The 14,101-nt window shown below is 47.5% G+C and carries 14 protein-coding genes and 3 riboswitches; of the genes, 2 read left to right on the top strand and 12 right to left on the bottom strand.

What is annotated here, in order from left to right:
• Positions 1-202: 202 nt before the first annotated feature.
• The 8 genes from alsS to G6R29_RS00660 form a co-directional block, all read right to left on the bottom strand.
• Positions 203-1,885, bottom strand: coding sequence for an acetolactate synthase AlsS (alsS, locus tag G6R29_RS00695; RefSeq protein ID WP_213808439.1), 1,683 nt, complete (start codon positions 1,883-1,885; stop codon positions 203-205).
• A gap of 67 nt (positions 1,886-1,952) precedes the next feature.
• Entirely contained in the window at positions 1,953-2,660 is a 708-nt protein-coding gene (gene budA, locus G6R29_RS00690; RefSeq protein ID WP_213808438.1) for an acetolactate decarboxylase, read from the bottom strand.
• Between the two features lie 197 nt (positions 2,661-2,857).
• Positions 2,858-3,274 (bottom strand): MarR family winged helix-turn-helix transcriptional regulator, encoded by a 417-nt coding sequence (locus tag G6R29_RS00685; protein WP_213808437.1) that lies wholly within the window; start codon positions 3,272-3,274, stop codon positions 2,858-2,860.
• A gap of 165 nt (positions 3,275-3,439) precedes the next feature.
• A complete protein-coding gene (locus tag G6R29_RS00680) occupies positions 3,440-4,207 on the bottom strand; it encodes an SDR family oxidoreductase (RefSeq protein WP_213808436.1) in 768 nt (255 codons plus the stop codon).
• Positions 4,208-4,216: 9 nt separating this feature from the next.
• On the bottom strand, positions 4,217-5,686 hold the full coding sequence (locus tag G6R29_RS00675; RefSeq protein WP_213808435.1) for an acyl-CoA reductase: 1,470 nt from the start codon (positions 5,684-5,686) through the stop codon (positions 4,217-4,219).
• A complete protein-coding gene (locus G6R29_RS00670; protein WP_213808434.1) occupies positions 5,686-6,804 on the bottom strand; it encodes a LuxE/PaaK family acyltransferase in 1,119 nt (372 codons plus the stop codon). The genes G6R29_RS00675 and G6R29_RS00670 overlap by 1 nt, the downstream gene beginning before the upstream one ends.
• Positions 6,794-8,080: a solute carrier family 23 protein gene (locus G6R29_RS00665; RefSeq protein WP_213808433.1), complete on the bottom strand. Its 1,287-nt coding sequence runs from the start codon at positions 8,078-8,080 to the stop codon at positions 6,794-6,796. The genes G6R29_RS00670 and G6R29_RS00665 overlap by 11 nt, the downstream gene beginning before the upstream one ends.
• A gap of 92 nt (positions 8,081-8,172) precedes the next feature.
• Positions 8,173-8,261: riboswitch (TPP riboswitch) on the bottom strand.
• A 75-nt stretch (positions 8,262-8,336) separates the two neighbouring features.
• A riboswitch (TPP riboswitch) is annotated at positions 8,337-8,425 on the bottom strand.
• A gap of 96 nt (positions 8,426-8,521) precedes the next feature.
• Entirely contained in the window at positions 8,522-9,571 is a 1,050-nt protein-coding gene (locus G6R29_RS00660; protein WP_213808432.1) for a YdcF family protein, read from the bottom strand.
• Positions 9,572-9,843: 272 nt separating this feature from the next.
• On the opposite strand from G6R29_RS00660, the gene G6R29_RS00655 reads away from it, so the two are divergent.
• Together G6R29_RS00655 and G6R29_RS00650 are read left to right on the top strand one after the other, a co-directional pair.
• On the top strand, positions 9,844-10,113 hold the full coding sequence (locus tag G6R29_RS00655) for a type II toxin-antitoxin system RelB/DinJ family antitoxin (RefSeq protein WP_213808431.1): 270 nt from the start codon (positions 9,844-9,846) through the stop codon (positions 10,111-10,113).
• The gene (locus G6R29_RS00650; protein ID WP_213808430.1) at positions 10,100-10,453 is read left to right on the top strand and encodes a type II toxin-antitoxin system PemK/MazF family toxin; all 354 of its coding nucleotides are present in this window, start codon (positions 10,100-10,102) and stop codon (positions 10,451-10,453) included. Before G6R29_RS00655 ends, G6R29_RS00650 begins: the two co-directional genes overlap by 14 nt.
• 15 nt (positions 10,454-10,468) lie before the next feature.
• On the opposite strand, the gene ribH is transcribed toward G6R29_RS00650, so the two are convergent.
• Genes ribH through ribD form a run of 4 tightly spaced genes read right to left on the bottom strand, consistent with a single transcriptional unit; the run spans position 10,469 to position 13,776 of the window.
• Entirely contained in the window at positions 10,469-10,933 is a 465-nt protein-coding gene (ribH, locus tag G6R29_RS00645) for a 6,7-dimethyl-8-ribityllumazine synthase (RefSeq protein WP_213808429.1), read from the bottom strand.
• Positions 10,930-12,144, bottom strand: a complete 1,215-nt coding sequence (gene ribB / locus G6R29_RS00640) for a 3,4-dihydroxy-2-butanone-4-phosphate synthase (RefSeq protein ID WP_213808428.1) — start codon at positions 12,142-12,144, stop codon at positions 10,930-10,932. The genes ribH and ribB overlap by 4 nt, the downstream gene beginning before the upstream one ends.
• On the bottom strand, positions 12,134-12,742 hold the full coding sequence (locus tag G6R29_RS00635; protein ID WP_213808427.1) for a riboflavin synthase: 609 nt from the start codon (positions 12,740-12,742) through the stop codon (positions 12,134-12,136). The genes ribB and G6R29_RS00635 overlap by 11 nt, the downstream gene beginning before the upstream one ends.
• Positions 12,742-13,776, bottom strand: coding sequence for a bifunctional diaminohydroxyphosphoribosylaminopyrimidine deaminase/5-amino-6-(5-phosphoribosylamino)uracil reductase RibD (ribD, locus tag G6R29_RS00630; protein WP_213808426.1), 1,035 nt, complete (start codon positions 13,774-13,776; stop codon positions 12,742-12,744). Before ribD ends, G6R29_RS00635 begins: the two co-directional genes overlap by 1 nt.
• A gap of 142 nt (positions 13,777-13,918) precedes the next feature.
• A riboswitch (FMN riboswitch) is annotated at positions 13,919-14,052 on the bottom strand.
• Positions 14,053-14,101 lie beyond the last annotated feature (49 nt).

Genomic DNA, 14,101 nt, shown 5'->3' with positions numbered 1-14,101 from the left:
TCTTGGCTTTGGCAAAGTCAAAAGCGAACCAGGCCCACGTCTACTGCCCTTTATTAGACATTGGCAGCGCTAACCGTCTCTTAAAAACAGGAAAAGTTTTAAAACAATTCCCACGTTTTCGCCCCGGTACGGGTGCGACTTTACCGGCTATAAAATCCATAATAAAAAAGCCCGTCTCATACGAGGCGAGCTTATTCGTTTATTATCCTTCAGATTCAATCAATTGTGAACCCAATTCGTAGTTGTGCGTGTAGTCAACTGGCACGTCCACAACAACTGGACCGTGCGTTGCGAAGGCTTCGTCCAAGACGGCGTTCAATTGATCAGGTGATTCAACACGCAATCCCTTGGCACCGAAACTTTCAGCGTACTTTACAAGGTCTATGTTACCGAACTTAACACCGGCACATTCACCGTACTTCATTTCTTCTTGGAACTTAACCATGTCGTAGTGAGCGTTGTCGTTCCATACGATGTGAACCGTATCCAAGTTCAAACGAACAGCCGTTTCCAATTCCATGGCTGAGAAGAAGAATCCTCCGTCACCAGAAACTGAAACTGACTTGGCGTTTGGACGTACCATTGCGGCCGTCATGGCCCATGGCAAACCAACACCAAGCGTTTGCATACCGTTTGAGATCAAGAAGTGACGAGCCACGTATGACTTAAAGTGGCGGGCCATCCAGATGTAGTGTGAACCGATATCAGTTGAAACCGTCATGTCGTCCGTTACGTGGGCTTGGATGGCTTCCACAACGTCCAATGGGTGGTTCAAGTGAGCTTCAGCTGGCGTGTAAGTTGGCTTTGAAGCAGCTTCCAAGTCAGCCTTCATTTCCTTCAAAACAGCTTTACCAGCGGCTGGGATTTCGTATCCCTTGATGTCATCAGCCAAGATTGACAAGCTTTGTGCCAAGTCTCCAACCAATTGACGCTTTGGAACGTAGTTGTTGTCGATTTCGACAGCAACCGTGTCCAAGGCCACGATGTTCAAGGTGTTTTCCTTGTTCCAGTTACGTGGTTCGTATTCGATGGCGTCGTATCCAACCGTCACAACGAGGTCAGACTTTGACAACAACTTGTCACCCGTTTGGTTACGGAACAAACCGATACGACCGAAGTATGAATCTTCTTCCAAGTCACGTGAGATAACCCCTGCTCCCTGGAACGTTTCAACAACTGGCAACTTAGTATCACCCAAGAGGGCGTGCAACGCTTCGACCGTTGCGTCGTCAGAACCACGGGCACCAACGAGCAAGACTGGCAATTCAGCGTTCTTGATTTGTTCTGCCAACCACTTCAAGTCTGCAAGTGAAGCAGGACCTTGTTTAGCGGCTGGAACTTCTGGCAAAGCATCGATTGAAACCGGTGCATCGTCCACGTCCTGTGGCAATGAAACGAATGCTGCACCCTTCTTTGGACCATTAGCGGCCGCAAAGGCGTTTGCGATGATTTCTGAGATGTTGTTTGCGTCTTGGATTTCGGCTGAGTAGTTTGTAATGGACTTAAACAATGATACGGAGTCCGTTGACTGGTGCGTCAAACGGTTCAAATCCTTACGTGGCACTTGTCCACCGATGGCCAAAACGGCATCGTTTTCGGCAGTAGCGGTCATCAAACCAGTAACCAAGTTTCCAACCCCAGGTCCTGACGTTGCCACAACAACACCGGTCTTACCCGTGATACGTGAAAAGGCTTGGGCCATGAATGCGGCGTTTTGTTCGTGACGGGCAACCAAAAGCTTTGGCGTCTTTTGACCAGCTTGTGGGTGATCAAAACGTTCGAACAAACGGTCAATCTTTGCTCCAGGAATTCCAAAAGCAATGTCGACGTCATGGTTAATGAGTGACTGGGTGACGATATCGGCCCCAAATTTTTGTTCTGACATAAGTATGCATATTGAGCAAGGCTTTATCCCTTGCTCATCCTTTCGTTTAGTGGGTAGTTAATGAATATTATGATTCGGCTGCCTTAATGGCACCGTTCAAGTGATCCAATTGGTTCAGATCAGCAGCACGGTAGTCGGCGTTGTCTGCTGGCAAGCGAAGGTCCAATCCAGAAAGCATTTGGACGGAAACCTTAACGTGCTTCAACTTAGCACTGAGGACGTGGCCACCGAAGTTGTGTTCGTTTGACAAGAAGTGTTGGTGGTAGAAAGGAACAGCGGCTCCTTGGAACAACTTTGGTGAGAAGTAACCCACCATCGTTCCACCAACGTTTTTTGCGTCGAACACGTTTTGTCCTTCGGCAATCTTACTCAAGCTAGGCCATGGACGTGATGACTTGTTAGCTGAACGTGTTTGAACAGCGTCGAAGTCCCCTTCAATCTTAAAAGCAAAGAAGAGGCTCGTCGTCTTCACGGCCTTCAAAATTTCTTCCTGGAGTTCCTTCAACGTGATGTTTTCAAACTCGTTCAAGAATTGGAAGTCGCCCTTGTGGACGTTTCCAAACGCGATTGGGAAGTCTGGACCAACCTCGTGGACTTGTCCTTCTCCATCAATCTGGTAAGCAACGCCGTCAATGATGACGAGTTCACCATCAACACCTTCGCCAGTACCGATTCCATAGTCACCGGCTGACAAGACGTCCTTCGTGCTAACAAAGCCGTCCAATAGGCTTTCAACCAGCATCTGCATCGTTCCGAACTGAACTACTTGATTCATTTTCTCCCCCTGATAATTAATTTTCGTTACTTAGTAAACCGCATGTCGTGTGTCGCACAGCTTTATGGCCCTTTTGATTGCCGCTTTTTAGGCAAAGGAAAAAGGCGCAATTTCGGTCAACCAAGTTTACCTATAAGAAATTACGCCTTTTCTGTTCGATTGTCAATATTGTTAAAAAATGTTTTTGATTTTAATTTTTAAAAATATTCCAAATAATTGTCCACCATGTCGTCCAGGGTCTTTTTCCAGTCCCCATCGTGCTTTTGCAGCAGTGCGTCAATCTTTTGACTCTGATCCTGATTCAGGGCTTCAATCATTTCCTTCCCCTCTTTTGTGAGGATGAGGTCTTTAACCCGTGGATCATCTTTTGAAGGCTTGGTCAGGATAAGATTTCGCTCTTCAAGCTCTTTTAAGGCCTTCGTAAACCCCTGTTTGGAGAGCTTCATAATCGACAGCAACTTCTTAATGGTTGGACGGCTCAACTGGCTCACCAAAAAGAGGATTCGGTGCTGGGTCTTTGAAATTTGATAGTGGGCGAAGTCAATGTTTTGCGAGAACTCCTGGTAAGCGAAGTAAATCAGCGCGATATTAGACTCTTTAATCTCTTGTGTCATGGTGCAACCTATATAAAAACAGAAATTTTGTACCTGTTTAGTCTAACACTTCTATCTAAAAAGTGTCGCAAATAACAATAACCGATTATTATGAACCGTGATATTATAAAGCAAAATCCGAGATAGGTCGGGCCTGACTCTAGTAGTCCTAATCGCAACTCTCCCCTAACCCATGTGCAAACCGCCGTCCACAAACAGACACTGCCCAGTCACGTTGGCGGAAAGGTCAGAGACTAAGTAGAGCGCGGTTCCAGCCACGTCTTCCGGCGTTGTTAGGCGTTGGCTTGGCGTTTTTTCAATAATCGCATCACGAACGTCGCGCTTCGTAAACTGACTGGACTCCGTTGGATAAGTTAAGCCCGGTGCAATCGCATTCACAGCGATACCAAAGGCGCCAAGCTCAACGGCCATGCTTCGGTTCAAACCCATGACTGCGGACTTCCCCACCACGTAATCGTGGTATGGCGTCGCGGGTATGTTGACCAAATCAGAGGTCAGGTTCACGACCTTGCTTGAAGCATTGCGCTTCAAGACTGGGAGCCCGGCCTGCATCACGTTCATCAACGCACGCGCGCTCCCGTCAATTTGGCTCTGGTAATCAAACCACGTGAGGTCGGCTAACATCTTGCGGTTCTTCGGATTGAACTCGTAGGGTGTGAAGGCGTTGTTCACAACGATGTGGAGCACACCAAGTTGCTGCTCAATTTGCTTAATCATCGTTTGGACCGCCACTTCGTCCCGAACGTCAGCGACAATCGCCAAAGCCCGGCCACCGTCTGCTTCAATTTCTTCGACGAGTTCGTTGGCTCTTGCTTCGTTTTTAAGATAATTCACGACCACAAAAGCGCCGGCTAAGGCGAGTTTCTTTGATATGGACGCTCCGATTCCACGGCTCCCACCGGTCACAAGCGCTACTTTGTTTTCTAATAGCATGTCTCTCTCCTATTCCACGTCCGAATCAAAGCTTTCGCTTGCGTATTCGGCACTGGCTTCGATGTCGGTTACTCGTACCAAATCCAACAGGTTAAAGCCTCCGTCATGGTGCCAGCCACTTGGGACATGATTCATCTCCCCGATGGCAGCGATACGATTGACGCCAACAGCTCCTAATTCGTCTGCTAAGCGGAATAAACGCTTGGGCGCGACGGCTAGTCCAGCTGATTGTAAATACTGGGCATAAGGCGTCAAAACGTTCAATATCTCATCGAGCGAAGAAACGGCAAAGACGTTAATGAAACGATTTAGCGGTGATGGTTCAAAACCAACCCGGCCATGGTAAACGACCGTGTAGTCCAGATTTTTTTCGATTTTGAAGACGGTTGTTTCTGCACCGGTAAAGGCTTCAATTTCCGCTTTTTGACGAGCGGATTCGATGCTCATCAGTTCGTTTTCTGAAAGTCTAGCCCGCGGATGCTTGCTTTGGAAGTTCGCCAAGGCGTTCTTCAACATGCTCGTGAACTCAAGCGGTGAGACTGCACCACCCTCTTCGATGAAAACGGACTGTGGTGCCAAGCAAGACTGTTGATCGTAGAGCGCGATGTCAGCGGCTAGCCCGTCAAGCAACTTTGGATAGCGGTCAGTGGTGAGCGCTTCCTTGCCAATGGCAGCAAAGCCAATCTTGTAGCCGTATGTTAGGACCCTTTTGTTCGGACCAACCTTTTCGTGAATGCTGTTCACGGTCTTCTCACCACCGTAAACAATAATCGCGTCGGCTTTTTCAATCGCTACTTCCTCTAGTGCTTTTCCTTCTTCACTGCGCCAGGGGACTAAAGCGATAGAGTCGGCCAGCTCTTGGTCAACCTCAGCTAAGCTCGAAACGAAAAGCGATGGCATGATGGCCTCTGCAAAGGTTAACTTACCAATAGTTGGCGACTTAACCAAGAGCGCGGTCACCAAGGTCCAAAGCTGAATCCCGGGTACGTTTCCAGAAAAAACTTGGAAGATCAGGTCTGGCCCGTAGAACTTTGAAAAGCCACCGCTCGCGTTCGGTTGAAAGTCGTCTAAGACGTTGCCAAACAGCCCAATTTCCGACTGAACAAAGCGTCTTAAATTCTTTTTCCGGAACAAACGGATGAAGCGCTTTAGCTCAAGTTCAATCATGGAAGCGTCATAACCCGTCACGATGGGCAGCGTCTTTAAAGCTAACTGGCGCAAATGATAATTCGGGTCGGTCCACTTCTCTGCTGCCTCACCGATTACGTCGATAATCTGCGCCGTTGTTTGCTTTTTGAGGTAGGCCCGCTGCTTTTCCTTAACTGAGACCACCAGCTTTGAGATGAGGTCAGTTGATAGCACAGGTGACACCATCTTCACGCTGCCATGGGCGTTTTCAATTGTTAGTTCTTCGAATTCCAGTCCTGTAATTACACTTGGTAAGTGATAAACAGGAATCGTCGTTACCGTTTTATTCATTACTTTACTTTCAATAGTTCGTCCAAGGCGATGGAACAACCTTTAGCTTCAGCGCCTTTCGCCCGTCCGAGGAGTTGGAAACCAGCTTCGGTCTTAATCGCCATGTCTTCGGTTAAAATACCGACGCATGATTCCCAGTTCGAAAGATCATAGTAGGCTAAGATACCCTTCTCCCCGTCTAGCAGCGGCTTCATTGTCTCTGGGTCGAGAACCAAAACGTGGACCCAGTCAGGCGTTTGCTTAAGATAACTTGGTGCTTCACCGGCATTGGCCTTGATGATGGCATCGTCGTAGCACTGCGAACTAATCTCGGTCATGCCATACATGTTTAGGATTTGATTGCGCTTGACACCAAGACTTTCCTCCATTGCGGCGTAGAGGTCTTCCATCCCCACTTCCTTTGACTTACCCTTAAAGCCACCGGTATCAAACAGAAAGCTTCCCTTCGGGAGCTGCCAGTTTTTCTTTTGTTCTTTTAACCAATCAAGCAAGTGCACGTATGAGAAAGAGGCACCAATGATAAGGATTTCCTCTTCTTTTTGAATGGCACTTTCGAGTGCTTGCACAAAACCGTCGTAATCAATTTTTCCGTTTTGGACAAAGCTTTGACTGCCGGGGGTTCCAAAAAAGTCAATGGCGGTATCGATGTAGCGTGAAAGAGATGAATTTGGGTTCTCCTCCTCCCCTGGAAAGAGTGAGAAAATCGTCATCTTGTCACGATTCCCCATAACAAACTTCTGGAAACCGACCTTCATCGAAGCGTTCCAAACCGTTAAGTCGGATAAATAGTGCTTACTCTTGTTTTCTGGGTTCGTGGTACCAGAGGAATAGAACACATCTTCTGGTTCTGGGCTACCAACTGTCGTTAGGTCCACCGCCTTAAAGGCCTGGATGGGCATCAACGGGATATCTTTCCAGGAACGAACCGTGAGTGGCGTTTTCCCCTTCAGCATCGCGAGCTTTCGGTAGGGTTCGTTCTTTTGAAATTGGTAAGAGAAAACGTCCAAAGCCAAGTTGGAAAAGCGATGGCCCCCGCCAGCGACTTTGGAGGTATCCTCCGCTGATTCATGAATAAAAGTCAGAATTTTGTCCTGGATTTCTGTCGTCTTATTCCGCATTATTGGCACGCTTTTTGCTAAAGAATGCGGGGATGTTGATGAGCACCGTCTGCAAAACAATTGATGATACAGCCCCAATCAAGATTGCGTTTGAAAGTAATTCCTTCATCAAACCAGAAAATCCAGTGGCGTACGTTGGCAATGAAATGGCCAAGACGATGGAAAGCCCGATAATCATTTGGTTGGCGTTCGTTGATTCAGCGCGTTTGATGATCTTGAAGCCGACCATGACAAGGGATGTTACAGCTGGTAAGAAGATTCCACCAATAACTGGGTCAGGCGTCAAAGCCAAGAAGGCTCCAATCTTTGGCACAAATCCCATGAGGATGAGTAACGTTCCGGCGATGACGATTGGCACACGGCTCAAGTTTCCAGTGAGCTTCAAGATTCCAACGATTTGCGCAAAGGCGGTTGTTGGGAATCCTCCGAAGAGTGAGGAAATGATTGAACCAGATGATTCACCAATCAAACCGTTTCGCATGCGCTTCGTTGAAATGTTTTCTTCGATGGCATCCCCTGCTGCTTGGTACACACCCAATGATTCACAAACGGCCACAATGTAAGCAATGAAAAATGTCAAGAACAACGCCCAGTCGAACTTGAAACCACCGTATGGCATGAAGTGTGGCAAACCAAACCATGGCTTGTCGGCAACAGCACCGTAGTTCACAGCTCCCGTTGAAAAGGCCAAGATGTCACCGACAACCAAGGCAATTAGGAATGAGAAGCGCTTCCAGAAACCCTTTCCAAAGACAGAAAGGAAGATAACGACCAAGGCAGTTACGATGGACAAGAAAAGTGTTTGCCCAGTCGCAAACGTATCACCACCTGGGAAGCCACCCAAAAATTCAGACAAAGTAAAGCCTGACAATGAAATACCAACTAAGAAAATCAACGTTCCAGTAATGGCTGGCGTCAAAACCTTCACGAGCTTGTTAATGAGTCCCGTGACAGACAAGAAAAAGACGATGAGGGCTGAAATTAGAATTGAGCCAGAAGCCCCTGCCAGTTGGCCAGACTTCCCGGCGTTAATCATCAAACCGTCAAAGGCGGCAGATGGTCCTTGCACGATTGGCAAGCGCACAATCTTTGTGACTTGTGTCAACGTTACCAATCCAGAGAAAATGAAGATCGTGTTGATCAAGTTCGTTGAGAGGTTGAGTGACAAGCCGGCGGCTGCTGCGACGTAGATTGGGTCGAGCCAGGCGTTTGACACGAATAAGTGCTGGAGTCCGCCCAGTCCGTTTTCAACCCATTGTTTTTTGTTTACTTCCATTTGTGTTTCCTTTCAATCCAAAAGAATCAATATAAAAAGCGGCCTTTTGCATAGAAAAAGCCGCCGTCAAATAAAAGGAAAAAAGCATCCACTTATTTATGGAGGCACTTCCCTACGCTAGTATGACCTAGGTCAGGTTCAAAGGGTACTTCTCAGTCAAATGACGCCCCTAGTGCTAACTATTCAGTTATTTCTCTCCGTAAATAAAAACACCTCCACTGCTTTTAATGGCAGGGAGGTGTACGAAAAAATCAGAATTAATCTTTTAGCACTTCCCTACGCTAGCATGATCTAGTTCAGGTTCGAAGGGTACTTCTCAGTCAAATGACGCCCCTAGCAGAGAAAGTATATCATCATTTTTATACAAAGCAAACAGCTTTATTTAAAATACAAAAGCACTACCTGTGTCAGATAGTGCTAACTTTTGCTTTAAATTGTTTATTAACTAAAGAACACACCCACGTTCAGTAACAAAATCAAAGCCACAACGACGGCGTGAAAACGCTTGTGGCGCAGCAAGATGGCGATGTATTCGCGAATCAAGGCGTTTGGCAAGAAGTACTTGCTCGTCTTTGAACCAACCCCGTCAATGTTCAAACCGACCGCACGGGCGAAACCGGCGGCACGGAACACGTGGTAATCGTTGGTCGTAAAGATACCAGCCTGCGGATTCAAACCAGCCTCTTCAATCACCTGCTTTGAATACAACATGTTCTGATACGTATTCTTTGACTGGTCATCAACGAGGATGTCGTCTTCCGAGACACCCTTGTCCAAAGCGTATTGTTTCATGGCAACACCTTCGGGCAGTTTCTCGTCACCACCCTGTCCACCAGACATGATGATCTTGAGGGCTTTGCCGGACTTTTCCATCTGTTTCTTTTGAAAGTCAATGGCGGCCTGGATTCGAGAACCGAGCAACGGTGAAACAATCTTGCCGTCAATCAAGCCCGATCCAAGCACGATGGCATAATCCTTGTCATACTTTGGGTGAACAACTTTCGTCAACACGTATGACGTGAGGAAGGTCAAAACCCAGAATACGACGTACAGCATCAATAAGGAATAAGTATTTTGCATGTACGTCAGAATTTTACTGTTGGGCCACCAGTCCTTTGTGATGGTGAAGAATGCTGGAATAACGATGAGCAAGATTCCAATGGCAAGCGTCAAAACGTTACCAAGGGAATGGCTTTCGCGGCGCCAAACGATGATTCCGTTCCAGATGAACAGGTAGGCCGCGCTAATCATGAAGAAGATGATTGGCAGTAAGAGCAAGAACAAAATGCCACCGTAAATTAGGCCAACCGTGCTGTTATTGATGTCGATGATGAATGCCGTCAGCGCAACGAAGTACGCGATGATTGTTGTGTTCACCACCATCCCCGACAGCAAGCGGTAACGGTTCTTCTTAATCAAGAAGTAGGCCCCTACCGTGAGCCAAATTGCTGGAATGAGCGTGAACATAAAGATGGAATGCAGAAATTGCATGAACGTTCTCCTTTAATCAGAATAGACTGCTTTCTTGGGTACTATTGTAACATTGAACGGGCTGTTCATGGGGACGGCTTATTGGCTTAAATTATGACCACTAAGGCGGAGGCATTTTGGTAAAAAGTAGGATAAATTTTTGCATATACTCCCGCATAATATTACGTATTTGAATAATATTCTGCTTAAAAATAAATTGCTACAAATCGCTTGATATCGGCGTATACTGCCATTAGAAAAACAACTGAATAACATTGAAAAGGAGAAATACTATGGACACACCAACAGTAACGAATATCCCAATCAACACGTACGTTAATGACAAAGCTGACTCTATCCTTGAGAAGTTTGGTATGACGACAACAACCGCAATTTACCACTTTCTGACTTCTATCATTGAGACTGGTAAGTTGCCCGTTCAAGTCGGTATGAAACAGAAAATACGCGAAGCTCAGATTGATGAGATTGTCCGCTTGGTTCCAATCGGTAAGCCAATTGATACAAAAGAAGAACTACTGGAGTGGCTGAATGAAGACTGGTGAAATCGTTAGTGCCTTTATTGTTTTTGAAAAATCCCAAGATGGAAAAAGACGCCCTGCGCTTATTTTACTAGTTGATCGAATTTACGTTTTTGTTTTCAGAATAACCAGCAAGTATAAAAATAAATCGAAGCGAATTAAAAAGGTTTATTTCGAATTGCTTGAGTGGAAACAAGCGAGCTTAACGAAGCACTCTTATGTTGATACAGGACGCTTAATACCGTTAAAACAAAACCTGGTGAAACGCCCTATTCGCTCGATTGGTGTTATTAGCCAAATGGATTTAGACCGTCTCCTCGCTTTCCTAAATATTACTCCTAACAAAAAAGCCCCCTCTTCCTGAGCAGGCTTTTTTTATTTATCCTAATTGTTCAAACAAGTCGATCATCTCAAGCAATGAAACGGCAACATCGTAACCTTCATTACCGGCCTTTGCTCCTGATCGTTGTTCGGCTTCTTCCAACGTGTTTGTCGTTAACACGCCGAAGGTCGTTGGTACGCCAGTTTCAAGACCAGCTTGACCAATCCCTGAAGCAGCTTGTTGAATGACGAGATCATAGTGGTCTGTCTGTCCCTTGATAACGGCACCAACCGCTACAATTCCATCGTAGTGCTTGTTAGAACCTAGCTTCTTTGCCACAAGCGGGATTTCAAAGGCACCAGGTACCCAAACAACATCTACCTGATTTTTTTCAATTCCGTGCAAGCGCAAGGCTTCCTTGGCTCCTGAAACGAGGCGTTCCACGACCAGTGCATTAAAGCGTGATGCGATAATGGCGATGCGGCGCTTTTCGTGTCCAGTTAATTTTCCTTGATAGTTCATGAGATTTCCTCTTTCTTAAATAAATGGTGAAATTTGTCTTTTTTTGTTTGCAGGTAGAAGCGGTTTTCGGGCTCAATTCCGGTGACCAGTGGCACCTGTTCTTTGACAACGATGCCCTCTTTTTCCAGCGCAGCGACCTTATCCGGGTTGTTCGTTAGAAGCGCAACTTCGGTGAGGCCGGCTTGCTTCAACATTTGAGCCGCCTTCTTGTACTGGCGTTCGTCTGGTTTGTGGCCCAGCATTCGATTTGCTTCGTAGGTATCATAGCCGTTTTGCTGTAAGACATAGGTCTTTAGCTTGTTCCAGAGACCAATACCGCGACCTTCCTGGCGCATGTAGAGCAAAGCGCCACCGTATTCTTCGATCTTTTTCAGTGCTAGGTGTAATTGTGGGCCGCACTCGCAGCGCTTGGAGCCAAACACATCACCCGTGAGGCATTCGGAATGGATGCGGACGAGGGGGAAGCGCGTGGGGCGGGTTTGACTTTGAACGAATAAATCGGGTTCGTTTTTTGACCCCTCGTAAGCGGTCACTTCAAAGTTCCCAAAGGTGGATGGCAAAGTGGCCCTTGCCCCCTCAACTAAATTTAAATCGGCCAGCCACTTTCGGTAGTACACGATGTCAGCAATCGACAATTGCACCAAGTTATGGCGAGAAGCGAATTCAGCCAACTGCTTTTCCCGTGCCATGCGGCCATCGTCTGCAAGAATCTCGATGATGTAGGCCACTGGCGGGACGGCCGCCAACTTAGCCAAGTCCACGGCTCCCTCCGTGTGACCTGTCCGTGCCAAAACACCGTTTTCATCTGCCACAAGCGGGAAGATGTGTCCTGGGCTTTCAAAGCTTTCCGGGCCAACACTCTCGTTTGAAAGCGCCTGAATCGTATGGGCGCGGTCAAAGGCCGAAACGCCGGTCGTGCCTTTAACATGATCGACGGAAACCGTAAACTTAGTGGCGAACTTTTCCGTGTTGTCGTCCACCATCTGCGGCAGTGCCAAGGTTTTAGCACGATCAGCAGACATCGGCACGCAGAGTACCCCGCGTGCTTCCTTCAGGGCGAAGTTGACCGTCTCTGGTTTCACGAAGGCGGCCAGTCCAACCAAGTCCCCCTCGTGTTCCCGGTCCGCATCATCTGTCAAAATCACGAGCTGTCCCTTCTTGAGCTCCTCTAATGCGAGGCGAACTCGTGCAATTCGTTCATCAACTGACATAAGCGTTCCCCACTTTCTTTTGTAAGTACTTGGCCAGAATGTCCGTCTCCAAATTGACGAAATTCCCGACTTCTAATCCACTCAAATTTGTTTTCTCAAGCGTCGTCGGAATAAGCCCAACGGTAAAGTCAGACCCGTCCGTGCCGATCACCGTCAGCGACACCCCCGACACAGCAACAGACCCCTTCGCGACAACCTCGGGCACCAGGTTTTCATCGGCCACGTGGAATTGTAAGAAGACAGTCTCACCATCCTGCTTTTTCGCCACCAACTGCGCCGTACCATCGACGTGTCCCAACACAAAGTGCCCGTCCAACCGACCGTTTACCGGCAAGGAGCGTTCGAGGTTAATCGACGTGCCAACTTCATAGTCTGAAACAATCGTTGTTTCGTAGGTGGGTACCATGACGTCAAAGCTGGCACAGTCGTCGGTGCTTTCAACAATCGACAAGCAGACCCCGTCGTTCATGACGCTCGCACCCAGTGGTAAACCAGCGAAGAATGGTGACGGTGTCTTCACGGTCAGATGCCATTCCTTCTCGTTTTTCTTGATGATTTCTTGTACGCGACCGACCTCTTCAGTAATTCCAGTAAACATTATGATGGCTCCTTTTGATTGATATAGCGGTACTTCACAGCGTTCCCAACGGTGCCGAGTTCAATGCCGGAACCGTTCGGAGAAATGGCTTTCAGGCCGGCTCCAAGTGAAACGTCTGTCTCATAAACCAGCATCTCCTGCCAAAGGTCTGCTTGTAGAAAGGCAGCGATGAGCGTTGGACCGCCCTCGACCATGACAGACTGAATTTTTTTCTGACTCAAGTCTTCTAAGATACCGCACAACTCACCGTCACTAACACAGAAGACGTTCTCGCAACTTTTGGCCCACTCCTTATCGTGTGTATATACCAGCCAGCCTTCCAGTCGCTGAGCTCCCACGTTTTTCAAACGGCCTCGTCGATCGAGCACCACGCGCTTTGGTTGTTCGTGTTCCGTTTCAAAGTGGCGCACGGTCAACGATGGTTCGTCGGCTAGAAAAGTCTGACTGCCAACCAAGATGGCGGAACGACAGGCCCGCTCGTGGTGAACGTCCTGGTCGCAAGCTACATTGGATAGTTTCACTGGCGCAGACGCTTTTCGAGAAACAAACCCATCTTCAGAAGTTGTCAATTTTAGTTGAACGTATGGCAAGCCCCTTTCAAAGAAATGAAAGAAAGCCGGGTTCAAATTCCGATTCATCGACTCAAGGTGCAGGTTGGTGATGATGATACCTGCTTCTTTAAGCTTGGCCATTCCCATACCCTTCGTGCTTGGATTCGGGTCGGTCGAACCAATCACCACTCGGTGAATGGGCCAGCTTGCAATTGAATCCGCGCAGGAGCCGGCTTTTCCAGTACTTGCACAGGGCTCGAGCGTCACGTAAAGCGTCGCTCCAGCCAATAAATCCTTATCAGCTAAGCTACTATAGGCTGCCATCTCAGCATGCTCGCATCCAAATAAGGCGTGCCGTCCTTTTGCCAGTATGACGTCGTCTTTCACGATGACTGCACCCACCCGCGGGTTTTCGTATGTTTCGGCTGGATCAGCTTTCTCGGCCTCTAAAAAGGCCTTTTCCATCCATTTCAAATCATCCATTCATTCCTCCTTTTCGGGAGCAAAAAACCCGACATGCAATAAAGCACATCGGGTATGAATAACGAAAATATTTAAAAAGACGGTTTTCGCCCAGCAAAATAAGCCGCAAAGGCGACTAAAAAAGCCACGCAAAAAGCGTTTTTTAAATCTTCTCCCATCCAGACTTTACTGTCGGTCACAGAATCTCACTGTGTCAACCACATTGCTGCAGTTCACGGACTTTGGCTATTTGCCATCACCGTCGGTCGGGAATTACACCCTGCCCCGAAGATTATTTATTGATTGCTCTTAATTTATACAAAGGAACGGATAAAGTCAAACCCGC

Source organism: Fructobacillus broussonetiae, assembly GCF_018437275.1.
In the GTDB taxonomy this organism is placed as follows: Bacteria; Bacillota; Bacilli; order Lactobacillales; family Lactobacillaceae; genus Fructobacillus; species Fructobacillus broussonetiae.
The sequence above is the reverse complement of the archived record's forward strand: the minus strand, read 5'-3'. Positions and strand labels throughout refer to the sequence as shown.

Excerpts from the sequence above, each read along its gene's own strand:
- ribH (WP_213808429.1), bottom strand. The coding sequence starts at position 10,933 with ATGAACTATCAAGGAAAATTAACTGGACACGAAAAGCGCCGCATCGCC.
- G6R29_RS00665 (WP_213808433.1), bottom strand. The coding sequence starts at position 8,080 with ATGGAAGTAAACAAAAAACAATGGGTTGAAAACGGACTGGGCGGACTC.
- G6R29_RS00635 (WP_213808427.1), bottom strand. The coding sequence starts at position 12,742 with ATGTTTACTGGAATTACTGAAGAGGTCGGTCGCGTACAAGAAATCATC.
- G6R29_RS00660 (WP_213808432.1), bottom strand. The coding sequence starts at position 9,571 with ATGCAATTTCTGCATTCCATCTTTATGTTCACGCTCATTCCAGCAATT.
- G6R29_RS00685 (WP_213808437.1), bottom strand. The coding sequence starts at position 3,274 with ATGACACAAGAGATTAAAGAGTCTAATATCGCGCTGATTTACTTCGCT.
- G6R29_RS00675 (WP_213808435.1), bottom strand. The coding sequence starts at position 5,686 with ATGAATAAAACGGTAACGACGATTCCTGTTTATCACTTACCAAGTGTA.
- G6R29_RS00655 (WP_213808431.1), top strand. The coding sequence starts at position 9,844 with ATGGACACACCAACAGTAACGAATATCCCAATCAACACGTACGTTAAT.
- ribB (WP_213808428.1), bottom strand. The coding sequence starts at position 12,144 with ATGTCAGTTGATGAACGAATTGCACGAGTTCGCCTCGCATTAGAGGAG.
- G6R29_RS00650 (WP_213808430.1), top strand. The coding sequence starts at position 10,100 with ATGAAGACTGGTGAAATCGTTAGTGCCTTTATTGTTTTTGAAAAATCC.
- G6R29_RS00670 (WP_213808434.1), bottom strand. The coding sequence starts at position 6,804 with ATGCGGAATAAGACGACAGAAATCCAGGACAAAATTCTGACTTTTATT.
- G6R29_RS00680 (WP_213808436.1), bottom strand. The coding sequence starts at position 4,207 with ATGCTATTAGAAAACAAAGTAGCGCTTGTGACCGGTGGGAGCCGTGGA.
- budA (WP_213808438.1), bottom strand. The coding sequence starts at position 2,660 with ATGAATCAAGTAGTTCAGTTCGGAACGATGCAGATGCTGGTTGAAAGC.
- ribD (WP_213808426.1), bottom strand. The coding sequence starts at position 13,776 with ATGGATGATTTGAAATGGATGGAAAAGGCCTTTTTAGAGGCCGAGAAA.
- alsS (WP_213808439.1), bottom strand. The coding sequence starts at position 1,885 with ATGTCAGAACAAAAATTTGGGGCCGATATCGTCACCCAGTCACTCATT.